Raw genomic sequence first — 15,353 nt, forward strand, 5'->3', positions numbered from 1 at the left:
ATCCATAAGGGGGAAGCATGACGAAGACACGTGTGAGAGTTGCCGCGGTCGCTTTGGCACTGACCGGCACCACCTTGACCAGCGGAATCGCGACGGCGAGCGCTCTTACGCAGACGGCCGCGCGCAGTGCTCACGCCGCGTCGACGGGTTGGGGAAGGACTCTGGAGGCGGTGACGGTGCGAAAGGAGCCGTCGTCTCGTTCCACTGCCCTGGCGGTTCTCGGCAAGGGCGTGAAAGTCACCATCTACGAAGGTGCGATCCACGGGAAGTACAAGGCTTGTGGGGAACGAGGAAACGTGTGGCTGCGTGTGGCGAAGGACGGCACCAATATTGCGGGGTGGGTCGTCCGCATGTGCCTGAAGGCCCCGGGCTGGTAACGCTCGTGGTGCCGACGGCGCGCCATGAGTAGCTGTTGCCCGCTGCCTCACCGGCCCCTCCCGGTCTGACGTGGCAGCCGGTGGACCGGGCTCCGGAGCGCTCCGACGCCCCGGAGCCCGCGGCTTGTTACCCCTTCACCGGCGCGTGCTCCCGCAGGACCTCCATGAAGGCGCGCATCCACTCCGGGTGGTCGTTCCAGGCACGGGCGGAGACGATCTTGCCGTCGACGACTGCGGAGGCGTCGACGAAGGTGCCGCCGCCGAGGGCCACGTCGGGGGCGCAGGCGGGGTAGGCGGCGGTGCGGCGGTCCTTGAGGACGCCGAGGGGGGCCAGGGTGATGGCCGCGTGGCAGATGTGGGCGACGGGCTTGTCGGCGTCGAAGAAGTGGGTGACGACGCGGCGGTAGTCGGTGTCGTTGCGGAGGTATTCGGGGGCCCGGCCGCCGGGCAGGACCAGCGCGGCGTACTCGGCCGGGTCGACCTCGGACAGCGCCACGTCGGACGGCCAGGAGTGGCCCTCGCGTTCGACGTAGGTGTCGAAGTCGTCGACGAAGTCGTGTACGACGAACCGCAGCTTCTTGCGGGACGGGGCCGCGACGTGGACCTCGTAGCCCTCCTCCAGCAGCCGCTGGTAGGGGTAGAAGAACTCCAGGTCCTCGGTGGCGTCACCGGCGACGAGCAGGATCCGGGGCATCTGCGCACTCCTTGGGGTGGACGTACCCGGCCCGGTCGGGCCGACCGGGCTTATCGGGTCAATCGGTTCCCCAAGCGGTGACCTGGAATGCGTCGCCGACCGCCAGCTTTCCGGTGGCCGTCACGGAGAACTTCGCGCCCAGGGCGACGCCGCCCTCGGGCACCCGGCGGTAGCCGGCGAGCGTGCGCAGGGGCTCGGGGCCCGCCTTGGTGCCGGTCGCCGGGTCGACGAGGGTGACCGCGCAGCGGATGGCGAGCTTGGTGAAGCCCAGCTCGCCGCCGCCGACCGTGGCCCGCCGGACGCGGTCCTCGGTCTGCGGGACGTCCCAGCCGTCCACCACGATGTTGGGGCGGAAGCGCGTCATCGGGACCGGTGCGCGGCCGGCGGCGGCGATACGGGAGTTGAGGTCGTCGAGGGAGGCGCGGGACATGACGTGGACGGCGCTGGAGTCGGCGAAGCCGGAGGTGCCGGGGGTGAGGCCGTCGGTGACCCGGTCGTGCTCCGGCGGTACGCGGACGAGCCGGCTGGGCGCGCCGAGGACCTCGGACAGCCACCCGGCGGCCGCCTCGCCCTGGTCGACGGCCCGGTAGGGCGCGCCGAACATGGTCACGTCCGCCCTGGCCGGCGAGGCGGTGCCGTCCTCGATGCGGTGGTGCAGCGGCTCGGTGCCCGGCGCGGAGAGCGTGAGGTGGGTGCCGTCGGCGCTGACCTCCGGGCGGATCACCGCCAGGCCGGGGTCGGTGCGCTGGCTGCGGAAGACACCGTCCGCACCGACGACCAGGAAGCTGCGGTCATGGGCGAGTCCGGCCTCGGTGAGTTCCACCTCGTCCACCGGCACACCGGCGCAGCCCTTGACGGGGTAGCTGATCAGTTCCACGACAGTTGCCATGGGGGCAGAGTAGGGGGCCGGACGGCCGCCGGGCGTCGGGATTTCCGCGCCCGGAGACGTCCCGGTCGCGGGCGTGACGCCGGCCGCCCCGAGCCGGTGGTTCAGGTCCACAAGTCGGTGATGCAGACGTCCAGTTCGGCCAGCAGGCGGCGCAGCAGGGGCAGGGACAGGCCGATGACGTTGCCGGGGTCGCCGTCGATGCCGTCGATGAAGGGCGCGGAGCGGCCGTCGAGGGTGAAGGCGCCGGCGACGAAGAGCGGCTCACCGCTCGCGACGTAGGCGGCGATCTCCGCGTCGGTCGGCTCGCCGAAGCGGACCGTGGTCGAGGCGGTGGCGGAGACCCGGCGGCCGCCCGCCGCGGTGTCGATGACGCAGTGGCCGGTCTGCAGCACGCCGGACCGGCCGCGCATCGACTTCCAGCGGGCGGTGGCGTCCTCGGCGTCGGCAGGCTTGCCCAGCGCCCGGCCGTCCAGCTCCAGGACCGAGTCGCAGCCCACGACCAGCGCACCGGCCGCCTCCGGGCGGGCGGCGACCGCGGCGGCCTTGGCCTCGGCCAGGACCCGGGCCAGCTCGGCGGGGGTGTCGGCGGTGAGCGCGTCCTCGTCGACGCCGCTGACGATGACCTCGGGTGCCAGCCCGGCCTGGCGCAGCAGGCCCAGCCGGGCGGGGGACTGGGAGGCGAGGACGAGACGGCGGGGGAGCGGCTGTTCGGTCATGCCCGCCATCGTACGGAGCCGGGCCGGGCCGGGGGCGGGCGGACTACTTGCCGAGGACGGCCTGCATGACCTGCTTGGCGATCGGGCCGCCGAGCTTGCCGCCGGCGATCTCGGAGCGCGGGATGTCCATGTCCTTGGGGTCGACGAAGACGGCGACCGCGACCGGGGAGGAGCCGTCGCTCTGCTTGGCGTAGGAGACGAACCAGGCGTAGGGCCGCTCGTCGTTGACGTTCGCGCCGTGCTGGGCGGTGCCGGTCTTGCCGCCGACCGTCACGCCGTCGATCTCGGCCTTCGAGGCGGTGCCGTCCGAGACGGTGTACTCCATCATCTCCTGCACCTTCTTCGCGGTGCCGGCGGAGACGGCCTGGGACATCGCCTTCGGCTCGAACTTCTGGATCGTGGTCAGGTCGGGGCCGCGCAGCTCGTCGACGATGTGCGGCGTCATCAGCTTGCCGTCGTTGGCGATCGCCGCGGCGACCATCGCCATCTGCATCGGAGTGCTGGTCAGGCTGCCCTGGCCCATGCCGGTGAGCGCGGTCTGCGGCTTGTCGAGCTTGTCCGGGTAGAGGCTCTTGGTGGCCAGCAGGTCGCCGAGCTCCTTGTCGTAGACGTCGGAGTTGAAGCCGAACTTCTCGGCGGTCTCGCGCATCTTGTCCTTGCCGACCTTCAGCGCGGTGTCGAGGAAGACGTTGTTGCAGGACCACTGCATGCCGGTCTTCAGGGACGCCTTGTCGCAGGGCGCACCGGCCACGTCGTTGCCGATCTTGGTGGTGCTGAGCGGCAGCTGGTACGGGGCGGGGGCGCCGGTGTGGGCGTCGATGTCGGTGATCACGCCGTGCTCCAGGGCCGCGGCGGCGGTGACGATCTTGAAGGTGGAGCCGGGGGCGTAGGTCTCGCGCAGCGCCCGGTTGCTGAGCGGCTTGTTCTTGTCGGCGTCCAGCGCCTTGAACTTCCGGCTCTCGGAGTTGGAGATGCCCGCGAACACCGAGGGGTCGTACGAGGGGGTGGAGGCCAGCGCGAGGACCCGGCCGTTGCGCGGGTCGAGGGCGACCACCGCGCCCTTGGCGTTCAGCTCGGTCAGCCCCTTGTAGGCGGCCTTCTGCGCCTTGGGGTCGATGGTGGTGATGACGTCGCCGCCGCGCGGCTTCTCGCCGGTCAGGATGGCCTGGGCCCGCTTGAGGGCGAGCTTGTCGTCCTTGCCGCTGAGCAGCTTGTTGTAGATGCCTTCGAGGAAGGTGGAGCCCTGGGCCTGGGAGGCGAAGCCGGTGACCGGGGCGTACATCGGGCCGTCGGTGTAGGTCCGCTTGTACTTGAAGTCGCCGGAGGTCGCCACGGAGCCGGTGATCGGCTTGCCGCCCACGATGATGTTGCCGCGCGGGTAGGAGAACGCCTCGATCTTCACGCGGCGGTTGTTCGGGTCATTGGCCAGGTCGTCGCCCTGGACGAACTGGACCCAGGTCGCCCGTACCAGCAGAGCCAGTACCAGTACCCCGCAGAAGACGGCTATGTGTCTCAGCGGCCTGTTCATCGCTCTCCCACTCCCCGTCGGCGGCCGGACCGGAGGCCGGGCGTCCGAATTGCGCTGTCAGGAGGGAAAGATGCGAAAGGCGGGGAGATGGTTGCGGTCGGGAGCGGTCGGGGGTGTGAGTGTTACCTCCCCGGGGCGGCCGTCCGCGGGTCCGGCCCGGTTCAGCGCTCCGCGAGCATGACCATCAGCAGCACCGCGGCGACGGCCAGCACGATGCCCAGCCGGCGGAGCTTGGCCTGCGCGTCGCGCAGCTCCTCGGGCGGTTCATCGGGCGGATCGGACCACAGCATGTAACGATCCTGTGCCCATGACGCTCGTGGCGCCTGAGTACGCGTACTCAGGCGCCACGGTCCGAGGGACTAGTCAATGCATCATGCATCGATCAGCCGGAGGGGCCGGCCGGCACCGCACCGGCCGGTGAGCGGTCAGCGCGGCCAGTAACTCGTCCGCCAGGCCCGCGGCCCCGGGTGCGGCAGCCGTGACCGCGCCGGGACCGTGGCCGCCGGATCGGCCCATTCGGTCCTGCCCGCCTCGCCGTCCCCGGGCCCGGCGGCAGCGGCCGCCGCGGCCCGGGCCTGCACCACCGCCAGTGCGGCGGCCAGCTCCTCGGGTGTCGGATTGCCCCGTACGACCTTGATCATCGAGACGGCTCCTTTCGCCGGTCTTCGCCGGTCTTCGCCGGTCCGCGCCGTGTACCGGCCGGTCAGAGCGGGATGTTGCCGTGCTTCTTCGGCGGCAGCGACTCGCGCTTGTTGCGCAGCGTGCGCAGCCCCCGGACGATGTGCCGGCGGGTCTCGGACGGCATGATCACCGCGTCGACGTAGCCGCGCTCGGCCGCCACGTACGGGTTGAGCAGCGCGTTCTCGTACTCCTGGATCAGCTCCTGGCGCCGCTCCTCCTGCGCCGCGGGGTCCTCGATCGCGGCGAGCGTACGGCGGTGCAGGATGTTGACCGCGCCCTGGGCGCCCATGACCGCGATCTGCGCGGTCGGCCAGGCCAGGTTCAGGTCGGCGCCCAGGTGCTTGGAGCCCATGACGTCGTACGCGCCGCCGAACGCCTTGCGGGTGATGACGGTGATCAGCGGGACCGTCGCCTCGGCGTAGGCGTAGATCAGCTTGGCGCCGCGCCGGATGATCCCGTCGTACTCCTGGTCCGTGCCCGGCAGGAAGCCCGGCACGTCGACGAAGGTCAGCACCGGGATGTTGTACGCGTCGCAGGTCCGCACGAACCGCGCGGCCTTCTCGCTGGCCTTGATGTCCAGGGTGCCCGCGTACTGCATCGGCTGGTTGGCGACCACGCCGACCGAGTGGCCCTCGACCCGCCCGAAGCCGGTGACGATGTTCGGCGCGAAGAGCGCCTGGGTCTCCAGGAACTCGCCGTCGTCCAGGACGTGCTCGATGGCCGTGAGCATGTCGTACGGCTGGTTGGCCGAGTCCGGGATCAGCGCGTCCAGTTCGCGGTCGGCGTCCGAGGTCTCCAGGTCCGCCTCCTCCGGGAAGACCGGCGGGTCGGAGAGGTTGTTGGACGGCAGGTACGACAGCAGGCCCTTGACGTACTCGATGGCGTCCTTCTCGTCGCCCGCCATGTGGTGCGCCACGCCGGAGGTGGTGTTGTGCGTCCGCGCCCCGCCCAGCTCCTCGAAGCCCACGTCCTCGCCGGTGACCGTCTTGATGACGTCCGGTCCGGTGATGAACATGTGCGAGGTCTGGTCGACCATGACGGTGAAGTCGGTGATCGCGGGGGAATAGACCGCGCCGCCCGCGCACGGGCCGACGATCAGGCTGATCTGCGGGATCACGCCCGAGGCATGGGTGTTGCGGCGGAAGATCTCGCCGTACATGCCGAGCGAGACCACGCCCTCCTGGATGCGCGCGCCGCCGGAGTCGTTGATGCCGATGACCGGGCAGCCGGTCTTCAGGGCGAAGTCCATCACCTTGACGATCTTCTCGCCGAAGACCCCGCCGAGCGCCCCGCCGAAGACCGTGAAGTCCTGCGAGAAGACCGCCACCGGGCGGCCGTCGACGGTGCCGTAGCCGGTCACCACGCCGTCGCCGTACGGGCGGCTCTGCTCCATCCCGAAATTGGTCGAACGGTGCCGCGCGAACTCGTCCAGCTCGACGAACGAGCCCTCGTCCAGCAGCAGATCGATGCGCTCACGCGCCGTCAACTTGCCCTTGGCGTGCTGCTTTTCCACCGCGCGGGCGGAACCGGCGTGGGTGGCCTCTTCGATCCGCCGCTGCAGATCCGCCAATTTGCCCGCGGTGGTGTGGATGTTTGCTTCCGGCTCGGACATCGGGATGCGGCTCCTGCTCGTCCTGGACTGGTGCTCGTACTGAGGGTGGTACGTGTGTGGCTACCAATCCGTAGCGTATCGGCGGGACTGCTCAGCGGCACTGCGTCGTTGACCACACCTAGGCTGGTGCCATGACGCCTCAACCACCGGGAAACCGGGACAAAGACGCCGGCCGCTGGAGTGATCTGGGCCGGCCCCCGCTGAACGCCACCGCGCTGCGCCGGGCCCTGGTCCGGCCCGACGGCCTGTGGACCGGTCTGGACGTCGTGCCCGCCACCGGCTCCACCAACACCGACCTGGCCGCCCGGGCCGCCAAGGGCGAGGACGAGGGCGCCGTCCTGGTGGCCGAGGAGCAGTCCGCCGCCCGCGGCCGGCTCGACCGCAGCTGGTCGGCGCCCCCGCGCTCCGGCCTCTTCTTCTCCGTCTTCCTCACCCCCCGCGTCCCCCTGGAGCGCTGGGGCTGGCTGCCGCTGCTCGCCGGCGTCGCCACCGCAACGGCCCTGTCCCGCACGGCCGGCGTCGACACCGCACTCAAGTGGCCCAACGACCTGCTCGTCACTGTCGACGGCCAGGAGCGCAAGACCGGCGGCATCCTCGCCGAACGGGCCGGCTCCGGCGTCGTCATCGGCATCGGCCTCAACGTCTCCCTGACCGCCGAGGAACTCCCGGTCCCGGCCGCGGGCTCGCTGGCCCTGGCCGGCGCGCAGAGCACCGACCGCGACCCGCTGCTGCGCGCCGTGCTGCGCTCCCTGGAGCAGTGGTACGGCCGGTGGCAGGACGCCGACGGCGACCCGGTCCGCAGCCGTCTGCAGGAGACCTACGCGGCCGGCTGCGCCACGCTGGGCCGTTCGGTGCGTGCCGAACTGCCGGGCGATCAGGAGATCACCGGTGAGGCGGTCGCGATCGACGGTGACGGGCGGCTGGTGCTGGCCACCGCCGACGGGGTGCAGCAGCCCGTGGGGGCGGGTGACATCATCCATCTGCGCCCGGCGGACGGCTCCTGATGAGCCCCCTCCCGGACCCCGATGTGCGCCCCCCGGTGTGCCCCCGCGCCGGGCGGGCCGACCGGCCCCACCGGGCGGCGTGTCCACACCTCTTCCGTGGTCAGGGCGGACATGTGAGAGTGAGCCAGAGCACACCTGCCGTATCGTTGAGGCGGTCCGCCGGGGAGCGGGCCACGGGCGAGCAGTGATCGGAAGGGCAGTGCGCAGGGATCGGACAGGGAGCGGCCGGTGAGTGCCGACGACTCGGGCGTCACCCCGCGCGATGTGGCCACCGAGGGCGATGCCGTACGCGACGTCCCGGCCGGCGACCCCCCGGGGGCCGGCAACGACGGTGACGGGATCGGCGACGAGAACAACATCGCCGTCCGCCTCGAACAGCTCATCCTCGGCGCCGACCGCCGGTACACGCCGTTCCAGGCGGCCCGCAGCGCCGGGGTCTCGATGGACCTCGCGGCCCGTTTCTGGCGGGCCATGGGCTTCGCCGACATCGGCCAGGTCAAGGCGCTCACCGAGGCCGACGTGCTGGCCCTGCGCCGGCTCGCCGGTCTGGTCGAGGCCGGTCTGCTGAGCGAGGCGATGGCCGTCCAGGTCGCCCGTTCCACGGGCCAGACGACCGCCCGGCTGGCCGACTGGCAGATCGATTCCTTCCTGGAGGGCCTCACCGAGCCCCAGGACTCCGGCCTGACCCGCACCGAGATCACCTACCCGCTGGTCGAGCTGCTCCTCCCCGAGCTGGAGGAGTTCCTGGTCTACGTCTGGCGGCGCCAGCTCGCCGCCGCGACCGGCCGGGTCGTCCGGGCCCAGGACGACGCCGAAATGGTCGACCGGCGGCTGGCCGTGGGCTTCGCGGACCTGGTGGGCTTCACCCGGCTGACCCGGCGCCTGGAGGAGGAGGAACTCGGCGAGCTGGTCGAGGCGTTCGAGACCACCTGCTCCGACCTGGTGGCGGCGCACGGCGGCCGGCTGATCAAGACCCTCGGTGACGAGGTGCTGTTCTCCGCCGACGACGCCGGGGTGGCCGCCGAGATCGGGCTCCGGCTGATCGAGACCATGACCCACGACGAGACCATGCCGGAGCTGCGGGTCGGCATCGCCTTCGGCACGGTCACGACCCGGATGGGCGACGTCTTCGGCACGACCGTCAATCTGGCCAGCCGGCTCACGTCGATAGCGCCGAAGGACACCGTGCTGGTGGACGAGGCCTTCGCCGAGGAGCTGGGCCGGATCGGTGACGCCCCGGTGTCCGAGGCGGACGCCGCGGCCGCGGAGAAGGCCGCCGAGGAGGGCACCGGCGAACCGCCGCCCTCGTACCGCTTCGCGCTCCAGCCGATGTGGCAGCGCCCGGTGCGCGGACTGGGCGTCGTCGAGCCCTGGCTGCTGACCCGCCGCGGCTGAGCCCGCCGTTCTCCGCCGCGCCCGTTGCGCGGCGCTCGTCCCTGCCCCCTGCGCGCGGTCGGCCCTGTTCCACGGAGCGCCCGCCTGGCATGATCGCAGCAGTCCGTCAGGTCAACGCTCGTTAACAGGGAGGGCCGGATGCAGGGGCAGGAAGAGGAGCGGCGGTTCGGCGCGGACGGCTGGGTCGCCGTCCGGCGCCACGGTTTCGCGGCGGAACTGGTCATGGACCGGCCCAAGGCGATGAACGCGGTGTCCACGGCCATGGCCGATGCGCTGGCCGAGGCCTGCGCCGAACTCGCCGCGGACCGCTCCGTACGGGCCGTGGTGCTCAGCTCCACCCATGAGCGGGCGTTCTGCGTGGGCGCCGACCTCAAGGAGCGCAATTCCTTCACCGACGCGGATCTGATGCGCCAGCGCCCGCACACCCGCGCCGCCTACACCGGCGTACTGGAACTGCCGGTGCCCACCATCGCCGCGGTGCACGGCTTCGCGCTCGGCGGCGGCTTCGAGCTGGCGCTGGCCTGCGATCTGATCGTCGCGGACGGCAGCGCGGTGGTCGGCCTGCCGGAGGTCTCGGTGGGCGTCATCCCGGGCGGCGGCGGGACGCAGTTGCTGCCGCGCCGGGTGGGCGCCGCGCGCGCCGCCGAGCTGGTGTTCACCGCCCGACGGGTGCCGGCGCCGGAGGCCGCGGAGCTGGGGCTGGTCGACCGGCTGGTCGCGGACGGGCAGGACCGGACCGAGGCGCTGGAGCTGGCGGCCCGGATCGCCCGTAACTCCCCGGTCGGACTGCGCGCCGCCAAGCGCGCCCTGCGCCTGGGCCACGGGCTGGACCTGCGGGCCGGCCTGGAGGTGGAGGACGGCGCCTGGCGCAGCGTGGCCTTCTCCGGGGACCGCGCGGAGGGCGTCGCGGCCTTCAACGAGAAGCGGGATCCGGAGTGGCCGGGGGAGTAGCCCGACGCTAACTCCGCGTAGTCGCATGACTCTCGTTCGTATCCCGGGTCACCACCAGCCACGACGCGGATAACGCCCAGGTGTTGCTCGCACACTTAAAGGGGGCGAAACGGGTTAAACATTCCTACGCTGTAGTACAGAGCGTGCGCACGGTGACGGAATGTGAGGGTCCGGTGGCGGCTGAGGGCGAGGGCGATGCGAGGCTGCGGGCCGTGGTGGAGCTGGCGCAGGCGATGGCGGCCGCGCACACGCCGCGCGAATCGGCGCACGCCGCGGCACAGGGCGTGCGCCAGGCCCTGGCCGGGTCGTTCGCCGCGATCTCGAAATGGGAGCGCGAGCTGGGGCAGCTGCGGGTGCTCGTCAACGTCGGTGAACTCGCCGACGACGAGGAGGAGTTCCCGGACGACGAGAGCTACCCGGTCCACGAGTTCCCGGAGATCGTCGGTTTCCTGCACGAACAGTGGGCCGGGGGCGGTGAGCCCAGCGCCTGGGTGGAGACCGCCGACCCGCTGCCCGGCACCCCGGCGGACTGCGGGGGTGGCGCCGCCAACCGGCAGCGGGTGGCCGCGCTGCGCCGCCGGGGCCGCGGTGCGTGCGTGGTCGCCCCGATCGTGCTGCACGGCCGGGCGTGGGGCGAGCTGTACGTCGCCCGGCCCGCCGGCGCACCGGTCTTCGACCGGGCGGACGCCGACTTCGCGAGCGTGCTGGCCGCCGTCACGGCCGCCGGGATCGCCCAGACCGAGCGGCTGGCCGAGGCCCGCCGGCTGGCCTTCACCGACGCCCTGACCGGCCTGGCCAACCGCCGCGCCGTCGACATGCGGCTGGACGAGGGGCTGGAGCTGCACCGCACCGAGCGGACGGTGGTGAGCCTGGTGGTCTGCGACCTCAACGGGCTCAAGCGGGTCAACGACTCCCGCGGGCACGCGGTGGGCGACCGGCTGCTGGAACGGTTCGGCTCGGTGCTGTCGCTGTGCGGGGCGATGCTGCCCGGCACCCTCGCGGCCCGGCTCGGCGGTGACGAGTTCTGTCTGCTCGCGGTGGGCCCGGCGGCCGACGAGGTGGTCAAGGTGGCCGGTGAACTCTGCGAGCGTGCCGGGGAGTTGGAGCTCGGTGAGGGGGTCGCGGTGGGGGTCGCCTCGACCGGCGACCCGATCGGCCCGGTGCGCAGCGCCCGCCGGCTCTTCCGGCTCGCGGACGCCGCGCAGTACAAGGCCAAGGCGGCGCGGTCGGGCGAGCCGGTGGTCGCCGGCCGGCACGGCGGCAAGGACGACCCGGTGGTCCGGCTCGCGGACGCCCCCGACCGGCGGCCGGGCCCGGAGCGCCGCCGCTTCCGGAGGTGATCCAACAGTCCGGGCCGGGCGGATGCGCGGCCGGGGCGCGGAGATCCGTAAGGGGTGCTTGCGAAACTCGGTGGTGACATTCGGCGATTCAGTCTCTAGGGTGCCTGAATATGGATATGCACACTGTGGTGCTGGGGACGTCCGGCACGACCGCACAGGACGTCATCGCGGTAGCCCGCGGCGCGGCCCGGATCGAGCTGTCCGAGGAGGCCCTCGCCGCCGTCACCGCCTCCCGCGCCTTCATCGACGAACTCGCCGCCAAGCCCGACCCGGTCTACGGCGTCTCCACCGGCTTCGGCGCCCTCGCCGTCCGCCACATCAGCCCCGAGCTGCGCGTCCAGCTCCAGCGCAACATCGTCCGGTCGCACGCGGCCGGCATGGGCCCGCGGGTCGAGCGCGAGGTCGTCCGGGCGCTGATGTTCCTCCGCCTCAAGACCCTGGCCAGCGGCCACACCGGCGTCCGCCCCCTGGTCGTCGAGACCATGACCGCGATACTCAACGCCGGCATCACGCCCGTCGTGCACGAATACGGCTCGCTCGGCTGCTCCGGCGACCTCGCCCCGCTCTCGCACTGCGCGCTGACGCTGATGGGCGAGGGCGACGCCGAGGGCCCGGACGGCGTGGTCCGGCCGGCCGGCGAACTGCTGGCCGCACACGGCATCGAGCCCGTCGAACTCCGCGAGAAGGAGGGCCTGGCGCTGCTCAACGGCACCGACGGCATGCTCGGCATGCTCGTCATGGCCTGCGCCGACCTCGCCCGGCTGTTCACCTCCGCGGACATCACCGCCGCCCTCTCCCTGGAGGCGCTGCTCGGCACGGACAAGGTCCTCGCCCCCGAGCTGCACGCCATCCGCCCGCACCCCGGCCAGGCCGCCTCGGCCGCCAACATGCACAAGGTGCTGGCAGGTTCGGAGCTCACCGGCCACCACCAGGACGACGCCCCGCGGGTCCAGGACGCCTACTCCATCCGCTGCGCCCCGCAGGTCGCCGGCGCCGGCCGGGACACCCTCGCGCACGCCCGGCTGGTCGCCGACCGCGAGCTGGCCGCCGCGGTCGACAACCCCGTCGTGCTGCCCGACGGCCGGGTCGAGTCCAACGGCAACTTCCACGGCGCCCCGGTCGCCTACGTCCTGGACTTCCTCGCCATCGCCGCGGCCGACCTCGGCTCGATCGCCGAGCGCCGCACCGACCGCCTGCTCGACAAGAACCGCTCGCACGGCCTGCCCGCCTTCCTGGCCGGCGACCCGGGCGTCGACTCGGGCCTGATGATCGCCCAGTACACCCAGGCCGCGCTGGTCAGCGAGCTGAAGCGGCTGGCCGCCCCCGCCTCGGTGGACTCCATCCCGTCCTCGGCCATGCAGGAGGACCACGTCTCGATGGGCTGGTCGGCGGCGCGCAAGCTGCGTACCGCGGTCGACAACCTGACCCGGGTCGTCGCCGTCGAGCTGTTCGCCGCGACCCGCGCCGTCGAACTGCGCGAGGGTCTGACCCCGGCGCCCGCCACCCGCGCGGTGCTGGACGCGGTGCGCGCCGCGGGCATCCAGGGCCCCGGCGAGGACCGCTTCCTGGCGCCGGACCTGGAGGCCGCGTACGCGTTCGTCCGGGACGGGAAGCTGGTGGCGGCCGTGGAGGCGGTCACCGGAGAGCTGGCCTGATACGGGGCGGGGCGCCCGGAGCGGGGTTCTTCCCGCACCGGGCGCCCCGTGACGTTCCCGGATCCGCCCCGCTCAGACGGCTCCGCCGTGGCTGCGGCGCACGGAGTAGCTGACCAGGCCCGCCCCGAGGGCGAGACAGGCGGCGCCGCCGATCACGTACGGCGTGGTGTCCGGGTTGCCGGTGTCGGCGAGGGAGTGCGCCGGGGCCGTGGCGGACCCGGGTCCGTGGCCCGGCCGCGGACCGCCGGCCGCCCCCGGCTTCGCCGGCACGGACTGGGTCCGGACCTCCCGGCCCGCCGCAGAATTCTTCGTTCCGTCCGGCCCCGAGGCGCCGACGATCGCGTGCGCGGAGGGGACGAACCACAGGGCGAACAGTACCGATCCCGCGGCTGCGGCGGTCAGCAGTGGTCGTCGTGCGGTCACGGCGAACGATCCCCCTTGTGGGTTCGGTGAATTGGCCGTTGACCTCAGATGTTAATGACCGCCGCGGGTCGCGGGGAAGTCAGGAGCCGGTCATGCCTAACCTCCGTGCTATGAGCAATGGTGAGACATCACGTTTTGTGCGGCTTCATGTCGAACTGATCATGGAAGTCACCGACGCCGCCCTGCTGACCGGCGCCGCCCTCACGCGCATCGACGGCGACCCGTCGCTGCCCGAGGAGGAGCGCCGGCAGTCCCAGGAGACCGTCCGGGAGGAGCCGGCCGAGGCGCTGGCCCAGCTGGTCGACCCGTTCGACCTCGTCGCCGCCGTACCGGGCGCCGAGCTCGCCCAGGCGTCCTGGAGCAGCGAGGAGCTGACCGATTACGACCCGGACGCCGAGTGGGAGGCCGCGGAGTGGGATCTGGCGGACGACTCGGAGGGAGCCGGCTGACATCCCGGACCACCCGCCGCCCACCGTCCCGCTCCCTCCCTTTCCTTCCGTCCCATACGGCCCCCGTACGAGATGTTTCGTACGGGGGTCGCCTTTCTGTCCCGGCTGCACACGTTCTGTGATGATTCCGGGCCAAAAGTGTCCTACCCCACACTTCACGGAGGATTGGAACGGGTGAAACCGAAAAGGCGTTTCTATGGCGTCGGCCGGAATGCCTGCGTCCAGATATGCCTGCGTTCAGTTGGCGCCTCGCTCGGGGAAAACGTGCGAAACCGGTAGCAATGGAGATGCGTGTGATGACGGACAGCAAGCGCCGCAAGGGCCTCATAGCCAGTGCCGCGCTGCTCGGGGGCGTACTCACGCTGGCGGCGTGTGGCGGCAGCAATGCGGCTGACGGAGGCAGTGGCGGTGCGGGCAGCACCCGTCACGAGAATGCCCAGCAGGTGGACGAGGCGGCCGCCAAGGACGCCTCCGACGCCAGAATCACCGTCACGCCCGAGGACGGGGCCACCGACGCGGGCATCAACAGCAATGACTCCAAGGTCACGGTCAGTGGCGGCAGGCTCACCGACGTCACCATGACCGCGGTCGACTCCCAGCGCACCGTCGACGGCACGCTCTCCGCCGACGGCACCTCCTGGCAGCCGAACCAGCCGCTGCAGCGCTCCACCACGTACAAGGTCACCGCCCACGCGGTCGACTCCCAGGGCCGCAAGGCGGTGGAGAACACCCGCTTCACCACGGTCGCCCCGGCGCACAGCTTCATCGGGAACTTCACGCCGGAGGACGGCTCGACCGTCGGCGTCGGCATGCCGGTGTCGCTCAACTTCGACAAGCCGGTCAAGAACAAGGCCGCCGTGGAATCCGCGATCAAGGTCTCGTCGAGCAGCAACCAGCAGGTCGTCGGCCACTGGTTCAGCGACACCCGCCTGGACTTCCGCCCCCAGGAGTACTGGAAGGCGCACTCCAAGGTCACCATGACCCTCGGCCTGGACGGCGTCCAGGCGTCCCCCGGGGTCACCGGCATCCAGAACAAGACCGTCAGCTTCACCGTCGGCCACTCGCAGATCAGCACCGTGGACACCAAGAGCCACGAGATGACCGTGGTGCGCGACGGCCGGCCGATCAAGACCATCCCGATCTCGGCCGGCAGCGCCGAGCACCCGACCTACAACGGCCAGATGGTCATCTCGGAGCGCTTCAAGCAGACCCGGATGGACGGCTCGACCGTCGGCTTCAAGAAGAAGGGCGGCAAGGGCGAGTACGACATCCCCGACGTCCCGCACGCCCAGCGCCTGACCTCCTCCGGCACCTTCATCCACGGCAACTACTGGGGCAAGGGCATCTTCGGCACCGCCAACACCAGCCACGGCTGCATCGGCTTGGAGGACGTCAAGGGTGCCGACGACCCGAAGACGGACGGCGCCTGGTTCTTCACCCACTCCCAGACCGGCGACGTCGTCCGGGTGATCAACTCCCCGGACCGCACCATCAAGCCGGACAACGGCCTCAACGGCTGGAACATGGACTGGTCGCAGTGGGTGGCGGGCAGCGCGGTGAACTGACCGCGCCCGGTAGCGACGGCGCGGTGAAGTGACCCGCCACCACAGCGGTACCGGGGCCTGACCGGGCCGGGGGC

General features: G+C 71.8%; 16 protein-coding genes. 8 read left to right on the plus strand and 8 right to left on the minus strand.

All coding sequences use genetic code 11. The features are described 5' to 3' along the window. Positions 1-17: 17 nt before the first annotated feature. Entirely contained in the window at positions 18-377 is a 360-nt protein-coding gene (locus V2J85_RS30555; protein ID WP_330823377.1) for an SH3 domain-containing protein, read from the plus strand. A gap of 127 nt (positions 378-504) precedes the next feature. Here the strand turns inward: V2J85_RS30555 and V2J85_RS30560 are convergent, their stop codons facing one another. The 7 genes from V2J85_RS30560 to V2J85_RS30590 form a co-directional block, all read right to left on the minus strand. Continuing rightward, positions 505-1,071 carry a DJ-1/PfpI family protein gene (locus V2J85_RS30560; protein ID WP_261955994.1) on the minus strand — a complete coding sequence of 189 codons (567 nt, stop codon included), beginning with the start codon at positions 1,069-1,071 and terminating at the stop codon, positions 505-507. A gap of 58 nt (positions 1,072-1,129) precedes the next feature. Further along, on the minus strand, positions 1,130-1,960 hold the full coding sequence (locus V2J85_RS30565) for an MOSC domain-containing protein (RefSeq protein WP_261955993.1): 831 nt from the start codon (positions 1,958-1,960) through the stop codon (positions 1,130-1,132). Between the two features lie 101 nt (positions 1,961-2,061). Beyond that, entirely contained in the window at positions 2,062-2,676 is a 615-nt protein-coding gene (locus V2J85_RS30570) for a nucleoside triphosphate pyrophosphatase (protein WP_261955992.1), read from the minus strand. Positions 2,677-2,719: 43 nt separating this feature from the next. After that, complete coding sequence (locus V2J85_RS30575) at positions 2,720-4,204, minus strand: peptidoglycan D,D-transpeptidase FtsI family protein (protein ID WP_261955991.1); 1,485 nt, start codon at positions 4,202-4,204, stop codon at positions 2,720-2,722. A gap of 161 nt (positions 4,205-4,365) precedes the next feature. Then, complete coding sequence (gene mmpB / locus V2J85_RS30580; RefSeq protein WP_261955990.1) at positions 4,366-4,494, minus strand: morphogenic membrane protein MmpB; 129 nt, start codon at positions 4,492-4,494, stop codon at positions 4,366-4,368. Positions 4,495-4,629: 135 nt separating this feature from the next. Then, positions 4,630-4,845, minus strand: coding sequence for an acyl-CoA carboxylase epsilon subunit (locus V2J85_RS30585; RefSeq protein ID WP_261955989.1), 216 nt, complete (start codon positions 4,843-4,845; stop codon positions 4,630-4,632). Between the two features lie 62 nt (positions 4,846-4,907). Continuing rightward, positions 4,908-6,497 carry an acyl-CoA carboxylase subunit beta gene (locus V2J85_RS30590; RefSeq protein ID WP_261955988.1) on the minus strand — a complete coding sequence of 530 codons (1,590 nt, stop codon included), beginning with the start codon at positions 6,495-6,497 and terminating at the stop codon, positions 4,908-4,910. Between the two features lie 131 nt (positions 6,498-6,628). On the opposite strand from V2J85_RS30590, the gene V2J85_RS30595 reads away from it, so the two are divergent. The 5 genes from V2J85_RS30595 to hutH all read left to right on the plus strand — a co-directional run bounded on the left by V2J85_RS30595 (position 6,629) and on the right by hutH (position 12,842). Beyond that, positions 6,629-7,501 carry a biotin--[acetyl-CoA-carboxylase] ligase gene (locus tag V2J85_RS30595; protein ID WP_330823380.1) on the plus strand — a complete coding sequence of 291 codons (873 nt, stop codon included), beginning with the start codon at positions 6,629-6,631 and terminating at the stop codon, positions 7,499-7,501. Between the two features lie 228 nt (positions 7,502-7,729). Next, positions 7,730-8,896, plus strand: a complete 1,167-nt coding sequence (locus tag V2J85_RS30600) for an adenylate/guanylate cyclase domain-containing protein (protein WP_261955986.1) — start codon at positions 7,730-7,732, stop codon at positions 8,894-8,896. A 138-nt stretch (positions 8,897-9,034) separates the two neighbouring features. Then, on the plus strand, positions 9,035-9,847 hold the full coding sequence (locus tag V2J85_RS30605) for an enoyl-CoA hydratase/isomerase family protein (protein ID WP_261955985.1): 813 nt from the start codon (positions 9,035-9,037) through the stop codon (positions 9,845-9,847). Positions 9,848-10,080: 233 nt separating this feature from the next. Beyond that, on the plus strand, positions 10,081-11,187 hold the full coding sequence (locus V2J85_RS30610; protein ID WP_330823415.1) for a GGDEF domain-containing protein: 1,107 nt from the start codon (positions 10,081-10,083) through the stop codon (positions 11,185-11,187). A 110-nt stretch (positions 11,188-11,297) separates the two neighbouring features. After that, positions 11,298-12,842 (plus strand): histidine ammonia-lyase, encoded by a 1,545-nt coding sequence (gene hutH / locus V2J85_RS30615; protein WP_261955984.1) that lies wholly within the window; start codon positions 11,298-11,300, stop codon positions 12,840-12,842. A 72-nt stretch (positions 12,843-12,914) separates the two neighbouring features. Here hutH and V2J85_RS30620 read toward each other — a convergent pair whose 3' ends face one another. Continuing rightward, entirely contained in the window at positions 12,915-13,265 is a 351-nt protein-coding gene (locus V2J85_RS30620; protein ID WP_330823382.1) for a hypothetical protein, read from the minus strand. A gap of 110 nt (positions 13,266-13,375) precedes the next feature. Between V2J85_RS30620 and V2J85_RS30625 the strand changes: the two genes are divergently transcribed. Both V2J85_RS30625 and V2J85_RS30630 read left to right on the plus strand, forming a co-directional pair. After that, positions 13,376-13,714, plus strand: a complete 339-nt coding sequence (locus V2J85_RS30625) for a hypothetical protein (RefSeq protein ID WP_261955982.1) — start codon at positions 13,376-13,378, stop codon at positions 13,712-13,714. 296 nt (positions 13,715-14,010) lie between these two features. Then, on the plus strand, positions 14,011-15,279 hold the full coding sequence (locus V2J85_RS30630; protein WP_261955981.1) for a L,D-transpeptidase: 1,269 nt from the start codon (positions 14,011-14,013) through the stop codon (positions 15,277-15,279). Positions 15,280-15,353 lie beyond the last annotated feature (74 nt).

It is taken from the genome of Streptomyces bugieae, from assembly GCF_036352915.1.
GTDB lineage: Bacteria > Actinomycetota > Actinomycetes > Streptomycetales > Streptomycetaceae > Streptomyces > Streptomyces endophytica.

What these genes read in the sequence shown, in the direction of transcription:
- V2J85_RS30555 (WP_330823377.1), top strand. Translation starts at nt 18, where the DNA reads ATGACGAAGACACGTGTGAGAGTTGCCGCGGTCGCTTTGGCACTGACC.
- V2J85_RS30560 (WP_261955994.1), bottom strand. Translation starts at nt 1,071, where the DNA reads ATGCCCCGGATCCTGCTCGTCGCCGGTGACGCCACCGAGGACCTGGAG.
- V2J85_RS30565 (WP_261955993.1), bottom strand. Translation starts at nt 1,960, where the DNA reads ATGGCAACTGTCGTGGAACTGATCAGCTACCCCGTCAAGGGCTGCGCC.
- V2J85_RS30570 (WP_261955992.1), bottom strand. Translation starts at nt 2,676, where the DNA reads ATGACCGAACAGCCGCTCCCCCGCCGTCTCGTCCTCGCCTCCCAGTCC.
- V2J85_RS30575 (WP_261955991.1), bottom strand. Translation starts at nt 4,204, where the DNA reads ATGAACAGGCCGCTGAGACACATAGCCGTCTTCTGCGGGGTACTGGTA.
- mmpB (WP_261955990.1), bottom strand. Translation starts at nt 4,494, where the DNA reads ATGCTGTGGTCCGATCCGCCCGATGAACCGCCCGAGGAGCTGCGCGAC.
- V2J85_RS30585 (WP_261955989.1), bottom strand. Translation starts at nt 4,845, where the DNA reads ATGATCAAGGTCGTACGGGGCAATCCGACACCCGAGGAGCTGGCCGCC.
- V2J85_RS30590 (WP_261955988.1), bottom strand. Translation starts at nt 6,497, where the DNA reads ATGTCCGAGCCGGAAGCAAACATCCACACCACCGCGGGCAAATTGGCG.
- V2J85_RS30595 (WP_330823380.1), top strand. Translation starts at nt 6,629, where the DNA reads ATGACGCCTCAACCACCGGGAAACCGGGACAAAGACGCCGGCCGCTGG.
- V2J85_RS30605 (WP_261955985.1), top strand. Translation starts at nt 9,035, where the DNA reads ATGCAGGGGCAGGAAGAGGAGCGGCGGTTCGGCGCGGACGGCTGGGTC.
- V2J85_RS30610 (WP_330823415.1), top strand. Translation starts at nt 10,081, where the DNA reads ATGGCGGCCGCGCACACGCCGCGCGAATCGGCGCACGCCGCGGCACAG.
- hutH (WP_261955984.1), top strand. Translation starts at nt 11,298, where the DNA reads ATGGATATGCACACTGTGGTGCTGGGGACGTCCGGCACGACCGCACAG.
- V2J85_RS30625 (WP_261955982.1), top strand. Translation starts at nt 13,376, where the DNA reads ATGAGCAATGGTGAGACATCACGTTTTGTGCGGCTTCATGTCGAACTG.
- V2J85_RS30630 (WP_261955981.1), top strand. Translation starts at nt 14,011, where the DNA reads ATGACGGACAGCAAGCGCCGCAAGGGCCTCATAGCCAGTGCCGCGCTG.